At 70.3% G+C, this 18,830-nt stretch carries 18 protein-coding genes; 10 read left to right on the forward strand and 8 right to left on the reverse strand.

Going from position 1 to position 18,830, the window contains the following annotated elements; genetic code table 11:
* The first annotated feature begins 12 nt into the window (after positions 1-12).
* Positions 13-1,293 carry a cardiolipin synthase gene (cls, locus tag HLB44_RS10040; protein WP_173122445.1) on the forward strand — a complete coding sequence of 427 codons (1,281 nt, stop codon included), beginning with the start codon at positions 13-15 and terminating at the stop codon, positions 1,291-1,293.
* Positions 1,294-1,328: 35 nt separating this feature from the next.
* Here the strand turns inward: cls and HLB44_RS10045 are convergent, their stop codons facing one another.
* From HLB44_RS10045 to HLB44_RS10055, 3 genes are read right to left on the reverse strand one after another with little or no spacing between them, the layout of a single operon-like run.
* The gene (locus HLB44_RS10045) at positions 1,329-1,862 is read right to left on the reverse strand and encodes a hypothetical protein (RefSeq protein WP_173122446.1); all 534 of its coding nucleotides are present in this window, start codon (positions 1,860-1,862) and stop codon (positions 1,329-1,331) included.
* 28 nt (positions 1,863-1,890) lie between these two features.
* Positions 1,891-2,442: a DUF4136 domain-containing protein gene (locus tag HLB44_RS10050; RefSeq protein WP_173122447.1), complete on the reverse strand. Its 552-nt coding sequence runs from the start codon at positions 2,440-2,442 to the stop codon at positions 1,891-1,893.
* A 35-nt stretch (positions 2,443-2,477) separates the two neighbouring features.
* Positions 2,478-2,630 (reverse strand): hypothetical protein, encoded by a 153-nt coding sequence (locus HLB44_RS10055; RefSeq protein WP_173122448.1) that lies wholly within the window; start codon positions 2,628-2,630, stop codon positions 2,478-2,480.
* A 162-nt stretch (positions 2,631-2,792) separates the two neighbouring features.
* On the opposite strand from HLB44_RS10055, the gene HLB44_RS10060 reads away from it, so the two are divergent.
* Both HLB44_RS10060 and HLB44_RS10065 read left to right on the forward strand, forming a co-directional pair.
* Positions 2,793-3,272, forward strand: coding sequence for a cupin domain-containing protein (locus HLB44_RS10060; protein ID WP_173122449.1), 480 nt, complete (start codon positions 2,793-2,795; stop codon positions 3,270-3,272).
* Positions 3,265-3,711, forward strand: coding sequence for a DUF1801 domain-containing protein (locus HLB44_RS10065; protein ID WP_217283605.1), 447 nt, complete (start codon positions 3,265-3,267; stop codon positions 3,709-3,711). Before HLB44_RS10060 ends, HLB44_RS10065 begins: the two co-directional genes overlap by 8 nt.
* Before the next feature lie 15 nt (positions 3,712-3,726).
* Here the strand turns inward: HLB44_RS10065 and HLB44_RS10070 are convergent, their stop codons facing one another.
* On the reverse strand, positions 3,727-3,948 hold the full coding sequence (locus HLB44_RS10070; protein ID WP_173122451.1) for a hypothetical protein: 222 nt from the start codon (positions 3,946-3,948) through the stop codon (positions 3,727-3,729).
* Positions 3,949-4,179: 231 nt separating this feature from the next.
* On the opposite strand from HLB44_RS10070, the gene HLB44_RS10075 reads away from it, so the two are divergent.
* Positions 4,180-6,525 carry an ATP-dependent DNA helicase gene (locus HLB44_RS10075; RefSeq protein WP_343051278.1) on the forward strand — a complete coding sequence of 782 codons (2,346 nt, stop codon included), beginning with the start codon at positions 4,180-4,182 and terminating at the stop codon, positions 6,523-6,525.
* 7 nt (positions 6,526-6,532) lie between these two features.
* On the opposite strand, the gene HLB44_RS10080 is transcribed toward HLB44_RS10075, so the two are convergent.
* Positions 6,533-6,970, reverse strand: coding sequence for an HU family DNA-binding protein (locus HLB44_RS10080; protein WP_173122452.1), 438 nt, complete (start codon positions 6,968-6,970; stop codon positions 6,533-6,535).
* Between the two features lie 155 nt (positions 6,971-7,125).
* Between HLB44_RS10080 and HLB44_RS36755 the strand changes: the two genes are divergently transcribed.
* From HLB44_RS36755 to HLB44_RS10110, 5 genes are all read left to right on the forward strand, one after another.
* On the forward strand, positions 7,126-7,710 hold the full coding sequence (locus HLB44_RS36755; protein WP_425500797.1) for a preprotein translocase subunit YajC: 585 nt from the start codon (positions 7,126-7,128) through the stop codon (positions 7,708-7,710).
* A 38-nt stretch (positions 7,711-7,748) separates the two neighbouring features.
* Positions 7,749-9,041 (forward strand): lytic murein transglycosylase, encoded by a 1,293-nt coding sequence (locus HLB44_RS10095; RefSeq protein ID WP_173122454.1) that lies wholly within the window; start codon positions 7,749-7,751, stop codon positions 9,039-9,041.
* Between the two features lie 31 nt (positions 9,042-9,072).
* Positions 9,073-9,957 (forward strand): phytanoyl-CoA dioxygenase family protein, encoded by an 885-nt coding sequence (locus HLB44_RS10100; RefSeq protein WP_173122455.1) that lies wholly within the window; start codon positions 9,073-9,075, stop codon positions 9,955-9,957.
* Complete coding sequence (locus HLB44_RS10105; RefSeq protein ID WP_173122456.1) at positions 9,954-11,303, forward strand: NAD(P)H-dependent oxidoreductase; 1,350 nt, start codon at positions 9,954-9,956, stop codon at positions 11,301-11,303. Before HLB44_RS10100 ends, HLB44_RS10105 begins: the two co-directional genes overlap by 4 nt.
* Positions 11,304-11,375: 72 nt before the next feature.
* Complete coding sequence (locus HLB44_RS10110) at positions 11,376-11,759, forward strand: hypothetical protein (protein WP_173122457.1); 384 nt, start codon at positions 11,376-11,378, stop codon at positions 11,757-11,759.
* Positions 11,760-11,795: 36 nt separating this feature from the next.
* Here the strand turns inward: HLB44_RS10110 and HLB44_RS10115 are convergent, their stop codons facing one another.
* The 3 genes from HLB44_RS10115 to HLB44_RS10125 are packed head-to-tail and all read right to left on the reverse strand — an operon-like array spanning position 11,796 to position 15,097.
* The gene (locus tag HLB44_RS10115; protein ID WP_217283607.1) at positions 11,796-12,308 is read right to left on the reverse strand and encodes a gamma-glutamylcyclotransferase family protein; all 513 of its coding nucleotides are present in this window, start codon (positions 12,306-12,308) and stop codon (positions 11,796-11,798) included.
* Positions 12,309-12,351: 43 nt separating this feature from the next.
* Positions 12,352-12,801, reverse strand: a complete 450-nt coding sequence (locus HLB44_RS10120; RefSeq protein WP_173122458.1) for a hypothetical protein — start codon at positions 12,799-12,801, stop codon at positions 12,352-12,354.
* A 37-nt stretch (positions 12,802-12,838) separates the two neighbouring features.
* Complete coding sequence (locus tag HLB44_RS10125) at positions 12,839-15,097, reverse strand: helicase-related protein (protein WP_173122459.1); 2,259 nt, start codon at positions 15,095-15,097, stop codon at positions 12,839-12,841.
* 124 nt (positions 15,098-15,221) lie between these two features.
* Between HLB44_RS10125 and HLB44_RS10130 the strand changes: the two genes are divergently transcribed.
* Positions 15,222-18,821 carry a hybrid sensor histidine kinase/response regulator gene (locus HLB44_RS10130; protein ID WP_173122460.1) on the forward strand — a complete coding sequence of 1,200 codons (3,600 nt, stop codon included), beginning with the start codon at positions 15,222-15,224 and terminating at the stop codon, positions 18,819-18,821.
* The last annotated feature ends 9 nt before the right edge of the window (positions 18,822-18,830 follow it).

Raw genomic sequence — 18,830 nt, forward strand, 5'->3', positions numbered from 1 at the left:
GCGGCGCCTGCCGTGAAAACGTCCACCACCGTCTGGATCGCCCTGGGGAGTTGCCTGCTCACCCTGATCGCGGTGCTGGTGGTGCTCAACCTGAGCAGCGGCGAAAAGAAGGTCGAGCAGCGCGTCGAGCACCTCTACGCCACCGACGATCCGCAGTTCCGGCGCGTGATGGGCGTGCTGCTCGGGCCGCAGATGCTCGACGGCAACCAGGCCGAGGTGCTGCTCAACGGCGACATGATCTTTCCGGCGATGCTCGGCGCCATCCGCGGCGCGCGCAGGACGATCACCTTCGAGACCTACATCTACTGGTCCGAGAGCATCGGCCGCGAGTTCGCCGACGCGCTGATCGAGCGTGCGCGCAGCGGCGTGCGCGTGCACGTGCTGCTCGATTGGCTGGGCAGCGCGAAGATGGAAGCGCGCTACCTCGACGAGATGAAGGCCGCCGGCATCGAGATCGAGCGCTTCCACGAGCCGCGCTGGTGGAACCTCTCGCGCATGAACAACCGCACCCACCGCAAGGTGCTGGTGGTCGACGGCACGGTGGGCTTCACCGGCGGCGTCGGCATCGCCGACAAGTGGCGCGGCAATGCGCAGGACAAGGACCATTGGCGCGACACGCACTTCCGTGTCGTTGGCCCGGTGGTGGCGCAGATGCAGGCGGTGTTCACCGACAACTGGATGAAGGCCACCGGCCGCGTGCTGCATGGCGGCGACTACTTTCCCGCGCTGGAGCGCCGCGGCGACGCCATCGCGCAGATGTTCAGCAGCTCACCCAGCGGCGGCAGCGAGAGCATGCACCTGATGTACCTGCTCGCGGTGACCGCGGCCGCGCGCAGCATCCACCTGTCGAGCTCGTACTTCGTGCCCGACGACCTGATGGCCCACTCGCTGGCCGCCGCCGCGCGGCGCGGCGTCGACGTGCGCATCATCGTGCCCGGGCCGGACATCGACACCGACATCGTGCGCCGCGCTTCGCGCGCGCGCTGGGGGCCGCTGCTCGAGGCCGGCGTGAAGATCGCCGAATACCAGCCGACGATGTTCCATTGCAAGGTGCTGGTGGTCGATGCGCTGATGCTGTCGGTCGGCTCGACCAACTTCGACAATCGATCGTTCCGCCTCAACGACGAGGCCAACCTGAACATCATCGACGCGGCATTCGCGCGGCAGCAGATCGAGATCTTCGAGCGCGACTTCAGCCAGTCGAAGGCGGTGACGCTGCAGGCCTGGCAGCGCCGGCCGTGGCAGGAGAAGGCGCTGGAGCACGCGGCGTCGTGGTTCGGCGCGCAGTTGTAGCCTCGCGCCGCAACGCGAGCGCTGAGCGGCGGCAATTACTTGACGACGTAGCCGCGGCCTTCCATGCAGGCCGCGAAACCGCGGTCGTAGAGGCCGCGCTGCTGCGCGCGCGCCGTCTGCTGTTGCTGCACCTGCTGTTGCTGCGCTTGCTGCTGTTGCTGCTGAGCGGACATCGCTTGCTGCTGCTTCGCGCGCTGGCGCAGGCCTGCACCGAGCACGCCGACGGCAGCGCCCTTGCCGGCATCACGATCGGCCAGCTCGGCCACCGCGGCACCGCCCGCGGCGCCCATCGCCATGCCGGCCATCGCCGGGGCCGCGCCCTGGCCTTGCGCGCTCGTCGCGATGGCGGCGGTCGACGTGGGCGCAGCCGGCGCGGCCTGCGACGGGTCGAAGCCCGACTGCTGGCGCGCCCACTCGTGGCACTCGAAACGATCCTTGTCGGCCTGCTGCGCGCCCTGGCCCTTGGCCGGATAAACGAGCTGACCGGTCGGGCCGCGGGAGCCGGTCTGCGCCTGAGCGACGGCGCACGCGAGGCACAGCGCGACCAGCAGCAAGGTGGGATGCTTCATTGGATGCTTTCGGGTGGCGTCGAGGTCTTCAGCGTGCGGCGGCCGCACCGGCCGGCAAACGCGTGAACAGCTCGGCCACGACGGCGTCGATGGCCGGACCGGGCTGCTGCGCCGCCTTGTCGTCGATGCGGCCTTCGGCGACCGCGCGCCACATCAGCAGATTGCGCCGGGCGTCGACCAGGTCGATCGCCAGCGTGCCTTCGCGCACGTCGATCGTCTCCAGGTTGCCACCGTTCCAGCCGCGGTAACCCAGGCGCGGGCTCGGCGTCGAGCGCAACGCCTGCTTGTCGACCACCTGCAGCAGGTAGTTCACGCGCAGGTCAGGGTCGCGCTCGTCGTAGACGTAGTGCGCACGTTCGAGTTGCTCGCGCGTCGCCTGGCGCAGCCGCTGCTCGAGCAGCGTGGTGTAGTGCAGCGTCGCGGGTTCGTAGAACGCGAAGGTCCGGTAAGCCTTCACGTCGAAGGCGGCGTCCTGATCGTGGCGCACGTCGGGCTTGGAGGCGCAGCCTGTGGCGGCGAGCACGGCGGCCAGCAGCCCCAGGATGGCGGCGCGGCGGCTTGGGGTGAGATGGTTCGGCATGGGAGATTCGGGCGTTGCAAACGAAGGGCGTGGCTTCACGCCCAGGCTGGCAGGTCGGCCTGCACTTGCGTCGCGAACGTGTCCGCCGGCGCCTGCAGGTCGAACACCAGCGCGACGGCGCACAGCAGGCTGAAGGCGATGACGACCAGCGGCAGCAGGTCATCCATGGAATGGCGAGGTTTCTTCATCGAGGGGCTCCTGGATCGGGCGGCGAGCTGCGTTGATCGCCGCAGTCCATTGAGCCCGCGGTCGGTTGCCGCGCGGTTTCGATGCCGCGCGCCTCGATTACGGTTGTAGGACCTCGAGCCCGCGATGCGAGAATCTCGTTCGCATCCCGAGGGCAACGCCACATGTCGAATCAGAAATCGCCTGCGCGGCGCGCCCTCGATGTGATTCCGCACGCGAAGCAGACAAGCTATCCGGAACCGTTCGCTTCGTTGGTCAGAGGCCGGGAGAAGCGACGCCTCGGCGATGCATTCGGTCTGTCGAACTTCGGCGTCAATCTCACGCGCCTGAAGCCGGGTGCGATCTCCTCCGTGCGTCACAACCACAGCAAGCAGGACGAGTTCGTCTACATCCTCGAAGGCTCGCCCACGCTCGTGACCGATGCCGGACCCACCGAGCTTCAGCCCGGCATGTGCGCGGGCTTCAAGGCCGGCAGCGGTGATTCACACCACCTCAAGAACGAGACCGCAGCCGATGTCTGGTACATCGAGGTCGGTGACCGCAGCGCTGGAGATCAAGCGAGCTATCCGGACGATGACCTGGCCGTGGTCGTCACGGACGGCGTCCATGTCTTCACGCGCAAGGACGGTTCTTCCCATGAGTAACGAGCGCACGGCGGCCCCGCAGCAGAACGCCTCGGTCACGGCGTTCCTGGAGAGGCTCGATCACCCTTCGAAGCCCGAGATCCTGGCCATCCGCAAGATCATCCTCGGCGCGCATCCCGACATCGGCGAAAGCATCAAGTGGAATGCACCGAGCTTTCGCACCAGCGAGTTCTTCGCCACCTTCCAGCTGCGTGCCAAAGGCTGCGTGCAGCTGATCTTCCACTTCGGCGCGAAGGCGAAGGACCTGCCACCGGAAGCGCTGTACGTCCCCGACCCCACCCACCTGCTGCACTGGCTGGCCAAGGACCGCGCATCGGTCGAGTTCAGGGACATGAAGGACATCAGCGCCAAGCGCACCGCATTGAAGGGCGTGGTGCGCGAGTGGATCAAGCATGTCTCGCCCGACGCCGGCGGCGCCGACGTCGAGGGCAGCACCTGACGCTTCGTTCGTCGGCTATCCGAAGTTGCTGACCCACTCGACACCCTGAATCCGCGCCGATTCGATCGCGGTATCGGGCGTCGGGTGGCCGCCGCGGGACACGGCGATGGTGCGTGGCCGGCTCGGCCAGACCTGGCGCGCGACGACCAGCGTCGGCTCGAATTTCCCGTTGTCGCTGGCGCGGGCACCACACGTCAACTCGTAGTCCTTGTGGCGAAAAGTCTGCGTCGCGATCATCGGTATCCCCATCGTGTGAAGGCAGTATGCGCCCAGCCGCGGAAGTTCGCGGGGCGCGGCCGCACCGGACCCGTGTCGAATGTCAGAACCAGAGCCACAAGCGCCGGATCCACCGCGGTGTACGGTCGCGTCTGGGCTGGTAGTGCTGGCGCAGTGAGGTTCGCATCGGGCTCTTTCTCTTGACACCGTTGGTCGGTGATACTGTATATCCATACAGCGACATTTGCCAAGGTGTCCACGCCCCCTTCAGTTCCTTTGCCGGCCGCGCCGGCCTACACGGTCGCGGTGCGCGCGTTGTGCGAGTTCGCAGCCAGGCGCGGCGACCTCGACCATCGCTTCACGCCCTCGCCGACGGCCGATGAAGGCATGGCCGGACATCAGGCGGTCGCCCGGCGGCGCGGCCCGGGCTACCGCGCCGAGGTGCCGCTGCAGGGCGGCTACAAGCAACTGCTCGTGCGCGGGCGCGCCGATGGCATCGACGACGCGCGGGAGCTGCTCGAAGAGATCAAGACCTTCCGCGGCCCGCTCGAGCAGATGCCGCCGAACCACCGCGAGCTGCATTGGGCGCAGGCCAAGGTCTATGCGTGGCTGCATTGCGCCGCCACCGGCGCTGCGGCGTGCAACGTCGGCCTCGTCTACTTCGACATCGACCGGCAGGCGGAGGCACCGGCCCTCGTCGAGCGCTTCACGGCCGAAGCGCTGCAGCGCTTCTTCGCGCAGCTGTGCGAATGCTTCCTGCTGTGGGCCGAATCCGAGATGCGCCATCGGACGCTGCGCGACGCGGCGCTGCGGGCGCTGACGTTCGCGCACGGTACGTTTCGCGTGGGGCAGCGCGAGCTGGCCGAGGCCGTGTTCGTCGCCGCCCGGCGCGGGCGCTGCGTGATGGCGCAGGCGCCCACCGGCATCGGCAAGACGATCGGCACGATCTTTCCGCTGCTCAAGGCAATGCCCGAACAAGCGCTCGACAAGCTGTTCTTTCTCACCGCCAAGGGCTCGGGGCGCGCGGTGGTGTTCGATGCGCTGCGGGCGATGCGGGGAGAGGACGAGCCCGCACCGCGCCTGCGCGTGATCGAGCTCGTGGCGCGCGACAAGGCCTGCGAGCATCCGGACAAGGCCTGCCACGGCGAGTCCTGCCCGCTGGCACAGGGCTTCTACGACCGGCTGCCGCAGGCCCGCAGCGATGCGGTGCAGGCGCCGGGCCCGTTGTCGGCCGAATCGCTGCGCGAGATCGCGCGCCGGCACCGCGTGTGCCCGTACTACCTCGGGCAGGAGCTCGCGCGCTGGTGCGACGTGATCGTCGGCGACTACAACCATTACTTCGACGTCTCCGCGCTGCTCTTCGCGCTGACGCAGGCCAACGGCTGGCGCGTGGCGGTGCTGGTGGACGAAGCGCACAACCTCGTCGACCGCGCCCGCGCGTGCTACACGGCAGCGCTCGAGCCGCCGATCTTCGACGCCGCGCGCCGGGCCGCACCGCCGGCGCTGAAGAAGGCACTGGCCCGCCTGCTGCGTGTGTGGAACGCGCTGGGTCGTGAAGACGACGCGGCGTACCGGGTCCTGAGCGCGCTGCCCGCACGCTTCGACAAGGCCGTGCGCGCCGTGATCGATGCGACCGGAACGCTGCTGGCCTCGTCGCCGCAGGCGCTCGACGCGGCGGTGATGGACTTCTACTTCGCGCTGCTGCACTTCGTGCGGCTGCACGAGGTCTTCGACGAGGCCCATTCGCTGCTCGACGTCACGCGGGCAGCACCCGCGCGCCGTGGCTCGCGGCGACCAAGCCGGCCCTCCGTCTGCCTGCGCAACGTGATTCCGGCACCGTTCGTGAAGCCGCGCCTCGCCGCCGCACGCACGGCGATCCTGTTCTCGGCCACGCTCACGCCGATGCAGTACTACGCCGAAACGCTCGGCGTCCCGGCCGATGCGGCCCGGCTCGACGTACCCAGCCCCTACTCGGCGGATCAGCTGGCCGTGCGCATCGTGCCGACACTGTCGACGCGCTACGGCGATCGCCCGGCCACGGTGCTGCCGATCGCCCACGTGATCGCGCGGCAGCTGCGGCGGCAGCGCGGCAACTACCTGGCGTTCTTCAGCAGCCACGACTACATGGAGCAGGCCGCGGACGCGTTCATAGCGTGTTATCCGGACGAGGCCGCGTGGCGCCAGCAACGGCGCATGGACGAGTGCGAGCGCGCGGCGTTTCTGGAGCGTTTCGTGGCGGGTGGGCACGGCATCGGATTCGCCGTGCTCGGTGGCGTGTTCGCCGAGGGCATCGACCTGCCCGGCACGCGCCTGATCGGCGCCTTCATCACCACGCTCGGGCTGCCGCAGGTGAATCCGGTGAACGAGGCGCTGCGCCAGCGGCTGGACCGCGCGTTCGGCGCCGGATTCGAGTACGTCTACCTGTACCCGGGCCTGCGCAAGGTGGTGCAGGCCGCGGGACGGGTGCTGCGCTCGCCGACCGATGTCGGCAGCATCCACCTGATCGACGGCCGGTTCTGCCGGCCCGCGGTGCGCCAGCTGCTGCCGAGCTGGTGGCGGGTCGAGGTGGTGGCGAGCGCCGGCGCGCCCGGCGCCTAACGCTGCGTCAGAGCGCGGCGTCCTTCAGCTTCTTCAGCGCGCGCGTCTTGATCTTCACGGTCGCCGGCTTGGCGGCGAACACCCGCTCCTGCTTCGTGAACGGATCGATGCCGGTGCGCTTCTTCTTGGCGGGCACGTTGAGGACGTTGACCTTCAGCAGCCCCGGCAGCGTGAACGAGCCCAGGCCCTTCTTGTGCACGGACGCCAGCATCGTCGCTTCCAGCGAAGCGAGCACCGCCTTGACGGCCTTGGCCTCGACGGCAGAGACCTCGGCCAGGTGCGCAACCAGCCCGCTCTTGTTGAACGCGGTCTTGATGGGCTTCTGGGCGGCCGGCGCGGCGGCCGGCTTCGCGGGGGCGCTGACCTTCACGGCCTTCTTCGCGGGAGCAGCAGCCTTCTTGGTGGCCGTCGTCTTGGTCGTTGTCTTCTTCGATGCAGTTGCCATGGGAATCTTGTCCTGACTATTGAGATGCGCCCATCGTTCGGGCGCGGCATTCTATGTGCGGATCATGCATGGATTGCGGGCGGCCGGGCGGCGCACTGCCCATGCTGGACTGTCGAATGGGGGCAGCGGTAAGCTGCAATCACATTCGATCGCTGGTGCCGCCCTTGCGACTCGCTGACCTCGGCCCGCTGCCGATATCGATCATTGCCTCGCTTGTCGTGGCTGTCGTGTTGCTGGCGGTTCGGATCTTCGTCCTGCAGCGCATCCAGCAGCGGCGCCAACGCGAGAACCGTCAGGAAACGGAGCGGCTGAAATCGCTGGTCGCCGCATACCGCTCGCTGGGCGGCTCGTTCACGCCCGCCGCCGAGCAACATCGGCTGCAGATGGAAGAAGCGCTTGCGGACGTGGTGCTCTTCGGATCGATTCGCCAGGTCGAGCTTGCCGCCGGCTGCGCGCAATCGCTGACTCGCGGCGAAACCGTTGCCTACCAGCCATTGATCGAAGCGCTGCGCTCGGACCTGCGCATCCAACTCGGCCTGGAACCCATTCCGCAGAGCCTGGCCCTGCCCGCCTCCGGACCGGGCAGTCCTCCCCGCGCCGGCCGCGGCGAAGGCGGCGGCGCCGGCCGCACGGGAGCAGGTGGCGGTGGCGGTGGACTCGGCGGCGGTGCGGCCGGCGCCGGTGGGCTGGGCGCCGGGATGATCGCCGCCGATGCCATGGACCAGGCTCCTCCTCCGTAGAACAGCACCCCCCGCGCCCGAAGGCGAAAATCGGCGCGATGCATCGAACCCCCACCCCGCCGCCGCGCGGCCGATGGCTGGCGAGCGCGGCGCTGACCGCCGCGACGCTGGCGGCCTGCGCGTCGACACCACCGCAAGCCCCACCGGCACCACCTCCTTCAGACGTTAGCCATCCGGCGGCGGAGCCCGCCACCGGCGACGCAGCGCTGCAGCTGCGCTTCAACCGCTGGATCACCGACTTCAGCGCCAGCGCGCGTGCCGCCGGCATCGACGAGGCAACGCTGCACGCCGCGTTCGGCGAGGTGCGCTACCTCCCGCGCGTGGTCGAGCTCGACCGTGCGCAACCGGAGTTCACGCGCACGGTCTGGGACTACCTCGACATCGCGGTGTCGCCACAGCGCATCGCGCTCGGTCGCCAGAAGCTGCAGCAGGTGCGCGCCGAAGCCGCGGCCGCTGAAGCACGCTTCGGCGTGCCGGCCCCCGTCGTCACCGCGATCTGGGGCATCGAAAGCAACTACGGCGGCAACGTCGGCAGCCTGCCGATCGTCGACGCACTGGCGACGCTGGGCTTCGAAGGCCGGCGCGAGGACTGGGCGCGCGGCCAATTGCTCGCGGCCCTGAAGATCCTGCAGAGCGGCGACATCCCGCGCGCGCAGCTGATCGGTTCCTGGGCCGGCGCGATGGGGCAGACGCAGTTCCTGCCCTCGGCCTTCCTGACCTACGCCGTCGATGCCGATGGCGACGGACGGCGCGACCTCTGGGGCAGCGTGGCCGACGTCATGGCCTCGACAGCGAACTTCCTCGCGCGCTCGGGCTGGCAGGCGGGCGTACCCTGGGGCGTCGAGGTCCGGCTGCCGGCCGGCTTCGACCCGGCGCGCGCCGACGACGCGCTGCGCCAGGCGAGCGAGCGCTGGGCCGACGAAGGCGTGCGGACGATGGACGGCACGCCGCTGCCGGCGTTTGCCGATGGCGCGATCCTGCAGCCGGCCGGCGCCCGCGGCCCCGCCTTCCTGGTCGGCCCGAATTTCCGCGCGATCCTGCGCTACAACAACGCGACGAGTTATGCGCTGGCGGTCGGCCTGCTGGCGCAGCGCCTCGCCGACGGGCCCGGCGTGCAGGCGCCGTGGCCGCGCGAGTTGACCGCGCTGACGCGCAGCCAGATGATGGCCTTGCAGACGGCCTTGAATCGGCGCGGCTTCGACAGCGGCCCGGTCGATGGCTTGATGGGGCCGGCGACACGGTCCGGCATTCGGTGGTATCAACGCAGCATCGGCGTGCCCGCCGACGGCTATCCGACGCCGGACCTGCTGCAGCGGTTGCAGGAGCCGTAGCCGGAACGACTGATCGAGGAGACCCAAGCGCATGAAGCTCACCCCGCAGCAGATCGAGCGCTTCGACAGCGACGGCTACCTCTTCTTTCCCGGGCTGTTCACGCCCGCGGAAGTGGCCGAGCTGCAGGCCGCGGTACCGGCGCTGTACGCGCGGCGCGAGGCCTGCAACGTGCGCGAGAAGGACTCCGACGCGGTGCGCACGAACTTCGCCGCCCACCTGTGCAGCGAGCCGTTCGCGCGGTTGGCACGGCACCCGCGCATGGTCGGGCCGGTGCAGGATCTGCTGGGCGAGCCGCTCTACATGCACCAGTTCAAGATCAACGGCAAGATGGCCTTCGAAGGCGACGTCTGGCAATGGCACCAGGACTACGGCACCTGGAAGAACGACGACCTGATGCCGACCGAGCGCGCGATGAACGTCGCGATCTTTCTCGACGACGTCAACGAGTACAACGGCCCGCTGATGTTCATCCCGGGCAGCCATCGCCTGGGCGTGGTCGACGCGCAGCACGACCGCACGACCACCAGCTACCCGCTGTGGACCATCGACAAGACGCTGATCGCGCAACTGGTCGAACGCGCCGGCGGCAAGCACGGCGGCATCGTCTCGCCGAAGGGCCCGGCCGGTTCGATGATCCTGTTCCACTCGTGCCTGGTGCACGCGTCGAGCAGCAACCTGAGCCCGTGGAATCGGATCAGCGTCTACCTCAGCCTGTGCGCGGTCAGCAACCACATCCGCCGCTTCAAGCGGCCCGAGTACATCGCGCACCGCGACTTCACGCCGATCCGCTGCCTGGCCGACGACTGCCTGCTGGCGCGTCCGCCGGTCGAGCTGCCGTGGGGCCAGGGCATGCCGGCGCGTGCGCTCGAGACCTCGCTGGATCCGATCGGGGCGATCGGGGAGACCACGCCATGAAGACCGGCCTGCACCGCCAACTGCAGGAACGTGCCGCCGCGGGCAATCCGGTGCGCGTCGGCCTGATCGGCGCCGGCAAGTTCGGCGCGATGTACCTGGCGCAGCTGCCGCGCACGCCCGGCGTGCAGCTGCTCGGCATCGCCGACCTGAATCCCGAGGCCGCCTGCCGCGACCTGGCGCGGATCGGCTGGCCCGCCGAGCGCGTGCAGGCGGCGAGCCTGGACGCGGCGCTGCGCGACGGCAACACGCATGTCGGCGAAGATTGGCGCGCGCTGGTGCGGCACCCGGCCATCGATGTCATCGTCGAATGCACCGGCTCCCCGGTGGCGGCGGTCGAGCATTGCCTCGAAGCCTTTGCGCAGCGCAAGCACGTCGTCAACGTCACGGTCGAGGCCGATGCGTTCTGCGGGCCGCTGCTGGCGCGCCGGGCCGACGAAGCCGGCGTGGTGTATTCGCTGGCCTTCGGCGACCAGCCGGCGCTGATCTGCGACCTGGTCGACTGGGCGCGCACCTGCGGCTTCCCGGTGGTGGCGGCCGGGCGCGGCCACAAGTGGCTGCCGCACTTCGCCCAGAGCACACCCGACACCGTCTGGGGCTATTACGGCCTGACGCCCGAGCAGGCCGCGCGCGGCGGCTTGAACCCGAAGATGTTCAACAGTTTCCTCGACGGCAGCAAGCCGAGCATCGAATGCACCGCCGTGGCCAACGCGACCGGCCTGACAGTGCCGAGCAACGGCCTGCAATACCCGCCGGCGAGCATCGAGGACATTCCCTTCGTCACGCGGCCGATCGCCGAGGGCGGCGTGCTCGAGCGCAAGGGCATGGTCGAGGTGATCTCGTCGCTCGAAGCCGACGGCCGCAAGATCCCGTACGACATCCGCATGGGCGTGTGGGTCACGGTCGAAGGCGAAACCGACTACATCCGCCATTGCTTCGAGGAGTACAACGCCCACACCGATCCGTCCGGCCGTTACTTCACGCTGTACAAGCGCTGGCACCTGATCGGCCTCGAGGTCGGCTACTCGGTGGCCAGCGTCGCGCTGCGCGGCGAAGCCACGGGCGCCGCAAGCTGCTGGAACGCCGATGTCGTGGCCACCGCCAAGCGCGACCTGGCGCCCGGCGAGATGCTCGACGGCGAAGGCGGCTGCACGGTGTGGGGCAAGCTGCTGCCGGCCGAGCGCTCACGCGCCATCGGCGGCCTGCCGCTGGGCCTGGCACACCAGGTCAGGCTCGTGCGGCCGGTGCAGCAGGGGCAGAGCCTGTGCTGGGACGACGTGGCGATGGACACCACGACGCGCGCCTATGCGGTGCGGCGAGAGATGGAGGCGCTGTTCGCTGGCGCTTGAAACGTGCGCCCGGCTGGCGTGACGCGCCGGGCTGGACTACAGTGGCCGTCCACCCATCACGAGGACTGCAACATGCCGATTCGCATTGCATCGTTGACCCGCCGGATCGGGGATAACGGCCAGGCGCTTCATGCCGCGATGGCGAGCCGCCTGCAAGGCGGGGCCGACGGTCCATCCGAAGCCGAGCAGGCGCTGATCGAGGAACGCCGGCTGCTCAAGGAAGAGCGCGAGCGGCGGCTGGCGCAGGCGCGCGAACCCAAGCACGCGGCCGACAAGCTGGTGCGCACGCACCACGCGCAGCCCAAGGACAAGCCGAAGGCCAAGAAGGAAACCAAGGAAGCCAAGGACGCGAAGGCGGGCAAGGCCCACCGGTCGCGCGCGGAGAAGCATGCCGCCAAGGCCGCGGCCATCGACGCCGCGAGAAGGTCGCCGAAGAAGCCCGCGGCCAAGAGCTGAGGGCGGCGCTTCGCGAACTGCCACGCCGTCGAGGCGCTACGGCGCCCTTCGGCGATACAGCGCGGCATGTTCGAGCAGGTACTCGGGCAAGGGGCCGGCCATGATGGCGGCGTCGGCCAGGTGCTGCCGCTGCTTGAGGTACGCATGCACCGTGATTCCGGCATCTGCGCTGCTGGATCGTGAGCGAACGGCAATCGGCACGCGCCGATAGCCGTCCGGCTCGTTCACACGTTCCAGCGCGTCCATGCGCGCGAGCGCTGCGCGGTCGACCTCGAACACCTGCCCGACGACGTTGTGGCCCTGGCCCGGCGCATCGATCATCCACGGCGAGTGGCGTTCACCGACCAGGTAGAGCGGATAGGACTGGACCGTGACAAAGGAACCGGCCATGCGTGTTCCGGCGTTCGTGCCGAAGTTCGGAAAACCTTCCTTCAGGGTGCCGAAGACGAAGACGGGCGTGACCATCGGCGCCTGGCCGATGACCGGGCAGCGCTGGCCGTCGAAGGCGCTGCGCTGAATGTCGATGACGAGCAAGGCGGTTCGCTTCATGATCGCGTGCGATTGATAACTTCTGATAGCAGCGTCCTGCGCGCTACTGGGCCCGCGCCTCGTACTCCGCGCGCACCACCTGTCCGATCGGGCCGATCAGCGTCAGGCTGGACCAGTGATCGCGGAATTGCAGCGTGACCGTTCGCGTGCGCATCAGCTGCTTCTCCTGGCACAGGGACACCTGCTCCCAGGGGATGAAGATTGCCGGGCTGCCGATCTTGAACGGAAACATCAGCGAGGCATACAGGCCCTGCTCGTTCAGCACGATGCGCAGGCAGCGGCGATAGCGGATCGGAAAGTTCGCCGAGCCGAGCGATCCGGTGCAGAAGCCGAAGCTCGAGCCCGCCGGCATCTTGGACGCCGGATAGAGCTTCGCCAGCGAGGGCCAGCCGGCGATGCGCGCCATGATGACCGCGCCGCCGATCCACAGCGCGATGAACAGCGGCACGAACCAGCGCGGGTCGGCCAGGAGGTGAAGGGGGGTGGGGTTCACGGGCGCAGAGCTTACCGCCCCGGCCGGCTTGCACTGATCACCAGCGCTGGCGCATGCCGACGCGCCGCTGCCGCGTCTGCGCCAGCGGCCGCGCGCCCTTCAGCTGGCGCTCGATGCCGTCGTTGAGCTCGTCGCGCAAGCCATGCACCGCGTCGACGTGGCCGTAGACGCCCGGAAAGCGCAGGTCCAGCCACAGCCACAGCGAGCAGGCGCGCAGCGCCTGCTCCATGCGGTCGAGCCGGCTGTGGCCGTCGACCTCGTCGAGGAACCACGGCCGGCCGGCACGGCCGGTCAGCGCATGGCTGCCGCTCCAGTCGAGGAACTCCTGCAGCTGCGTGTCGCTGCGCGCATCGACCGGCGCTTGCGCGTAGGTGAAGCGGTCGCGCAGCGACAGCGACGGCGCGCTGCGGTCGAGTGCCTCGGCCAGCGCGAGCATGTCGTCGAGGTCGGCGACGGCGAAGTGCGCGTCATCGAGCTTCAGGCGCTCGACGAACACGCCGAGCACCTCGCGCAGGCGCGTCAGGTGCATGCGTGAGGCGATTGTCTCGACATGCCAGCCGTTCGGCGCCACCGGCGCCTTGAAGTGACGCGGGGCCTTCGGCGTGCGGTGGTTCAGCTCCTTCAGCGAGCGCATCGCGTTCGGCTCGGCGGACTCCAGCACGCCGGCGAAACCTTCCTCGTGGATGCCGAAGCGGCCGGCGCGGCCGGCGATCTGGTGCACCTCGGTCTCCGTCAGCAACCGGTCGTCGATGCCGTCGAACTTGGTGAGCGTACTGAACACCACGCGGCGGATCGGCAGGTTCAGCCCCATGCCGATCGCATCGGTGGCGACCAGGATGTGCGACTCGCCGCTGGCAAAACGCTCGGCCTCGCGCCGGCGCACTTCGGGCGGCAGCGCGCCGTAGATCACCGAGACCGGGTGGCCGCCCTCGGAGATGCGGTCGCGCAGCGTCAGCACGTCGCGCCGGCTGAACGCGACCACCGCGTCGCCGTGGCGCAGGGCCTTCAGCGCCAGCGGCCGCGGCAGCAGCTCGACGTGCTGCTTGCGCTCGAACACGCGCACCTGGCAGCTCTCGCCGCACAGGCCGAGCAGGTTGCGCAGCGCCGCCACCGCATAGTCGGAGCAGATGATGATCAGCTCGTTGGCCGGCACCGCGACGATGGCCTGGGTCCAAGCCCAGCCGCGCGAGGCGTCGAAGATCATCTGCGCCTCGTCGATCACCGCGACGTCGATCGGCCGGCTCGTATTGACCATCTCGATCGTGCTCGACACGGCGCGCGCGCCGGGCGCCGGCACGTTCTCCTCGCCGGTCAGCAGCGAGCACGGCACGCCGCGGGCGACCAGCCGGTCGCGCCCTTCCAGCGCCAGCAGGCGCAGCGGCGCGAGGTAGGCGCCGTCATGGGCCTGCGCCAGCCGCTCGAACGCCGCATGCGTCTTTCCGCTGTTGGGCGGGCCGACGTAGAGCGTGACGCTGCGCTGCAGCGCGCGCGCCTTCTCGAAGCTGTCCGGGTAGCCCTCGAACGCCAGCTCGTCGTTCAGCCCGGCCAGCGCGTCGAGCTCGTTGACGCGGTGCTCCCAGCGGTCCTGCGCGCGGATGCAGGCGGCCTTCAGCTCCGCCAGGCCCTGCGGCGTGGCGCACTCGGCCTGCAGCCGCGGCAGAAGCGAATCGAGGTGCTGCGGCGCCCAGGCATGGCTGCGTGCGACCAGGCCCGCCAGGTGCTCCGCGATCTCGGCTGCGTGCGGATGCGGCGGCACCGGGCCCAGCGCGGCCAGCAATGCGGCCTTGTCGCCGCGGCGGTAGAAGTCCCAGATCGGATCGGCCGGCACCGGCAGGCGCCACGGCAGCAGGACGGGCCACGGCGCGGCCTCCGGCACCGGCAGCGCCAGCGTGTGCTGCACGGCGCGCGTGAATTCGCCGGCGTGGCGGGTGATGCCCAGGTGCTCCAGCGCCGATTGGCGCTCCACCATCAGGTGCCGCGCCGGCGGGCCGGTGCCCACGGCGTCGAGGTGCGCCAGCGCCGCGTCGATCAGCCGCGGCTCGATCCAGCGGCTGGCCCGCGTGCCGGCGGCCTTCTGCAGCAGCACGAAGCCGAGCTGGTCGAGGTGCACCTCGAAGCCGGCGTGGTGCTCGGGCAGGTAGTCGGCCGGCTTGACGACCTGCGGCAGCACGTAGCCGGCCTGGCGCACCCGCTCCAGCTGCTCGGGCGTGATGTGCGCCGGCACGCGGCTGGCATGGCGCGGGTCCGGCAGGTGGGGCGGCGCGGCACGGCGCGGTGCCTCGGTCGAGTCACGCATGGCAGGGTCGGTGGATGCTGGGGCGAAGAGGCGGCCGACTCTAACCGCCCGCCGCGTTGCGCCCGTGTCCGGGCCGTTCGCCGGCAGCCGAATGCAAGCCGCCACAATGCGGCGACCCTCGTCCATGCGTCCCCTCCTCCTGCGCTTTTTGGTGTTGCTGATGCTGTCGGCCATCGCGGCCGTGGCTGTGCTCGTCTACAGCGTGGAGCGGTTCCCGCCGACCGTCGCGGCGCGCGACGGGCAGATCGATGTGAGCCACCGCGACTTTGCCGCCCAGGAGGCGCTGATGCTCGGCGGCCAGTGGCGCTGGCAGCCGCGGCACTTCGCGACCGCGGCGGACCCGGGCACCGGCGCTGCGACGATCGACGTGCCGCGGCCGTGGAATCAGCAGGCCGGCGCCGCCGCGCTGTGGGGCAGCTACGCGCTGACGGTGCAGTGCCTGCGGACCACCGGCCTCGCGCTGCTGGTGCCGGCGCAGCACAGCGCGTCGCGCTGGCTCGTCAACGGCAGCACACTGCATCAACAAGGGCTGCCCGCCGACAGCGCCGCGCAGGAGCGTGCGCAGCTCGGCACCCGCCTGGTGCCGCTGAGCTCGGCCAGCTGCCCGCTGCACATCGTCGCGCACGTGTCGAACTTCGAGCACGCGCAAGGCGGCATGGTGCATGCACCGCTGCTCGGCGAGGAGAGCGTGCTGGCGCTGCAGCGCGGGCGCCACCTGGCGATCGATTTCGCGCTGATGGGCTGCTTGGGCCTGCTGGGCGTGCTGGCGCTGGCGTTCTACGGTGTGCGTCGCCGCGAATCGAGCGGTCTGTGGTTTGCGCTGTTCTGCGGCTGCGCCGCCGTCTACACCGGCCTGGCCAACGAGCGGCTGCTCGAGCGCCTGGGACTGCAGCTGTCGATGCAGGCGCACCTGCGGCTGGAGTACGCGGCCTGGCACCTGGCGACGCCGCTGCTGCTGCTGTTCCTGCGCGCACTGTTCCCGCAGGAGCTTGGCATCCGCCCGACGCGCTGGCTGCTCGCGGCCGGCGCGCTGCCGCTGGCCATCGTGCTGCTGCTGCCGATGCCCGTGGTCACGGCATCGATGGCCGGGCTGCAGCTGCTGACGCTGGCCAGCATCGGCTGGCTGCTCGCGCGGCTGACGCTGGCGGTCGAGCAGCGCCGCCCCGGTGCCGCGGTGTTCCTGGCGGGCCTGCTGACGCATGTCGCGCTGCTGCTGCCCGACAGCCTGCAGTTCGCCGAGCGCTTCGAGTGGCAGCGCGCGCCGTTCGGGCTGCTGGCTTTCGTGCTCGCGGCGGCGGCGGCGATGCTGCAGCGGCTGGCGCGAGCCCTGACCGCGGAGGAACAACGCGCGCTCGAGCAGCGCCACCGCGGCAACCTGCTGGAGCACGCCAGCCGTGCCGCCGAACACGACCTGGCGTTCGAGCGCGACCGGCTGCGCCTGCTGGTGCGCTCGACCAAGGCCGGCTTCGGCGACTGGGACGCGGTGACCGATGTCGTCACCTACACCGATCGCTTCAAGGAGATGCTCGGCTACCCGGCCGACCACGACACCACGCAGTGGCCGAGCATCTTCGAGATGATGCATCCCGACGATCGCGAGCGGGCGCGCGAGCAGTTCCGCCAGATGATCAGGCGCAAGCCGAGCGGCGGCGAGCAGGAGCCGGGCGAGCCGATGTCGTACCGGCTGCTGCGCCGCGACGGCAGCCCGGTGTGGATCCATGCCGAGGGCATCTCGCAGGTCGACGACAGCGGCCGCACGCTGCGCTTCATCACCTCCTACCTCGACGTCACGCGCTTTCGCGAGCAGGAGGAAGCGCTGCGCGCGCAGATCGAGCTGACGCGCACGGAGCAGCGCCGGCTCGACCTCGTCGTGCGCGGCGCACGCGTGGGCATCGTCGACTGGGACGGCCGCACGCACGAGACCTACTACTCGCCGCGGCTGCGCGAGATCCGTGGCTGCGCGCCCGACGCCGATACGCGCGACTGGCCCGACTACTTCAAGGTGCTGATCCATCCCGACGACCGCGAGCGCGTGACGCGGCGCTGGGTCGCCTTCATCCGCGGCCAGGGGCCGGAGGGCCCGCACGGCGAGTACTACGCGCCGGAGGAGTACCGGCTGCTGCGCGCCGACGGCAGCCACGTGTGGGTGCAGGTCAGCGGCATGGCGGTGCGCGATGCGCGCGGCTTCGTGCTGCGCTGGATCGCCGCGATCATCGACATCACCGAGCGGCGCCGGCAGGACGAAGCGCGCGAGGACATGGAGCGCATCGGCCGCCACGACCTGAAGACGCCGCTGAATACGATCATCGCGGTGCCGCGGCTGCTGCGCGAGCGCGGGGCCTTCAGCGCCGACGACGAGGAGCTGCTGGGCATCGTCGAGCGTGCGGGCCTGCGCATCCTGAGCCTGGTGAACCTGTCGCTCGACCTGTTCCGCATGGAGCAGGGCAGCTACGCGTTCCGCCCGCAGCCGATCGACCTGCTCGAGGTGCTGCGCAGCGTGCTGGCCGACGTGCGTGCGCACGCCGAGACCAAGCGGCTGCAGCTGGTCGTGCGCATCGACGGCGTGGCGGCGCGCGAAGCCGATGCGGTGCACGCCTGGGCCGAGGATCTGCTGTGTTATTCGATCCTCGCCAACCTGACGAAGAACGCGATCGAGGCGGCGCCTGAGGCCAGCGCGATCAGCATCGACCTGCACCGCAGCGACCCGTTGCGGCTGACGCTGCACAACCGCGGCGCCGTGCCGGCGGCCGTGCGCGAATCCTTCTTCGACAAGTACTCGACCGCCGGCAAGTCCGACGGCACGGGCCTGGGCACCTACTCGGCCTGGCTGATGGCGCGCATCCAGGGCGGCGCGCTGGTGATGCGCAGCTCGGAGGCCGACGGCACGACGCTCGAGCTGACGCTGAAGAAGGCCAGCGCGCGCCAAGCGCAGGCGCTGCAGCAACGCCGCGCCGGCGAGCTGCGGCCGGCCGAGGTGCCGGCCGAGCCGTTGCCGGCGCGGCGCGTGCTGGCCGTCGACGACGACGAATTCAACCTGCTGGTGATGCGGCGCTACCTGCCGAACCCGCCGCTGGCGGTCTTCACCGCGGTCAACGGCCGCGCCGCGATCGAGCAGGCGCTGCAGTGCCGGCCCGACCTGGTGCTGATCGACCTCGACATGCCGGTGCTGAACGGGCTCGACGCGACGCGCCGGCTGCGCGAGCTGCAGCGCGAGGGCGCGCTGCCGCCGTGTCCGATCGTGATGCTGTCGTCGCACGACGACGACGCGACGCGCCGGCGCGCGCTCGACGCCGGCTGCGACCACTACCTGTGCAAGCCGGTGTCCAAGGAGCTGCTGCTGCAGACCGTGCTGTGGGCCGCCGGCCGCTCGCCGCAGCCGCCGCTGGCGGGCGCGCCGGACACCGACGCTGCCGCCGTCGTCATCGACCCCGACCTGGTCGACCGCATGCCGGCCTTCCTGGAATCGCGGCGCGCGCTGCTGGCCGAGCTGGAGGCGGCGGCCGGCGCCGGCGATGCCGACGCCGCGCGGCGCCTCGCCCACCGGCTGGCCGGCAGCTTCGCGCTCTACGGACTGCACTGGGCCGCCGGGCAGTGCCGCGCGCTCGAACGGGGCACCGGCAGCGCTGCCGCGCTGCAGGCGGCGCTCGCCGCACTGCGCGCACACCTGGACGGCGTGCAATCACGCACGCAGCCGGCCGCGACGACGACCCAGCCGCCCTCCTAGCGCCGACCA

Origin of the sequence: Pseudaquabacterium terrae, from assembly GCF_013266755.1 — a bacterium.
GTDB lineage: Bacteria > Pseudomonadota > Gammaproteobacteria > Burkholderiales > Burkholderiaceae_C > Pseudaquabacterium > Pseudaquabacterium terrae.

Excerpts from the sequence above, each read along its gene's own strand:
- HLB44_RS10045 (WP_173122446.1), bottom strand. The coding sequence starts at position 1,862 with ATGAAGCATCCCACCTTGCTGCTGGTCGCGCTGTGCCTCGCGTGCGCC.
- HLB44_RS10050 (WP_173122447.1), bottom strand. The coding sequence starts at position 2,442 with ATGCCGAACCATCTCACCCCAAGCCGCCGCGCCGCCATCCTGGGGCTG.
- HLB44_RS10055 (WP_173122448.1), bottom strand. The coding sequence starts at position 2,630 with ATGAAGAAACCTCGCCATTCCATGGATGACCTGCTGCCGCTGGTCGTC.
- HLB44_RS10060 (WP_173122449.1), top strand. The coding sequence starts at position 2,793 with ATGTCGAATCAGAAATCGCCTGCGCGGCGCGCCCTCGATGTGATTCCG.
- HLB44_RS10065 (WP_217283605.1), top strand. The coding sequence starts at position 3,265 with ATGAGTAACGAGCGCACGGCGGCCCCGCAGCAGAACGCCTCGGTCACG.
- HLB44_RS10070 (WP_173122451.1), bottom strand. The coding sequence starts at position 3,948 with ATGATCGCGACGCAGACTTTTCGCCACAAGGACTACGAGTTGACGTGT.
- HLB44_RS10080 (WP_173122452.1), bottom strand. The coding sequence starts at position 6,970 with ATGGCAACTGCATCGAAGAAGACAACGACCAAGACGACGGCCACCAAG.
- HLB44_RS10095 (WP_173122454.1), top strand. The coding sequence starts at position 7,749 with ATGCATCGAACCCCCACCCCGCCGCCGCGCGGCCGATGGCTGGCGAGC.
- HLB44_RS10100 (WP_173122455.1), top strand. The coding sequence starts at position 9,073 with ATGAAGCTCACCCCGCAGCAGATCGAGCGCTTCGACAGCGACGGCTAC.
- HLB44_RS10105 (WP_173122456.1), top strand. The coding sequence starts at position 9,954 with ATGAAGACCGGCCTGCACCGCCAACTGCAGGAACGTGCCGCCGCGGGC.
- HLB44_RS10110 (WP_173122457.1), top strand. The coding sequence starts at position 11,376 with ATGCCGATTCGCATTGCATCGTTGACCCGCCGGATCGGGGATAACGGC.
- HLB44_RS10115 (WP_217283607.1), bottom strand. The coding sequence starts at position 12,308 with ATGAAGCGAACCGCCTTGCTCGTCATCGACATTCAGCGCAGCGCCTTC.
- HLB44_RS10125 (WP_173122459.1), bottom strand. The coding sequence starts at position 15,097 with ATGCGTGACTCGACCGAGGCACCGCGCCGTGCCGCGCCGCCCCACCTG.
- HLB44_RS10130 (WP_173122460.1), top strand. The coding sequence starts at position 15,222 with ATGCGTCCCCTCCTCCTGCGCTTTTTGGTGTTGCTGATGCTGTCGGCC.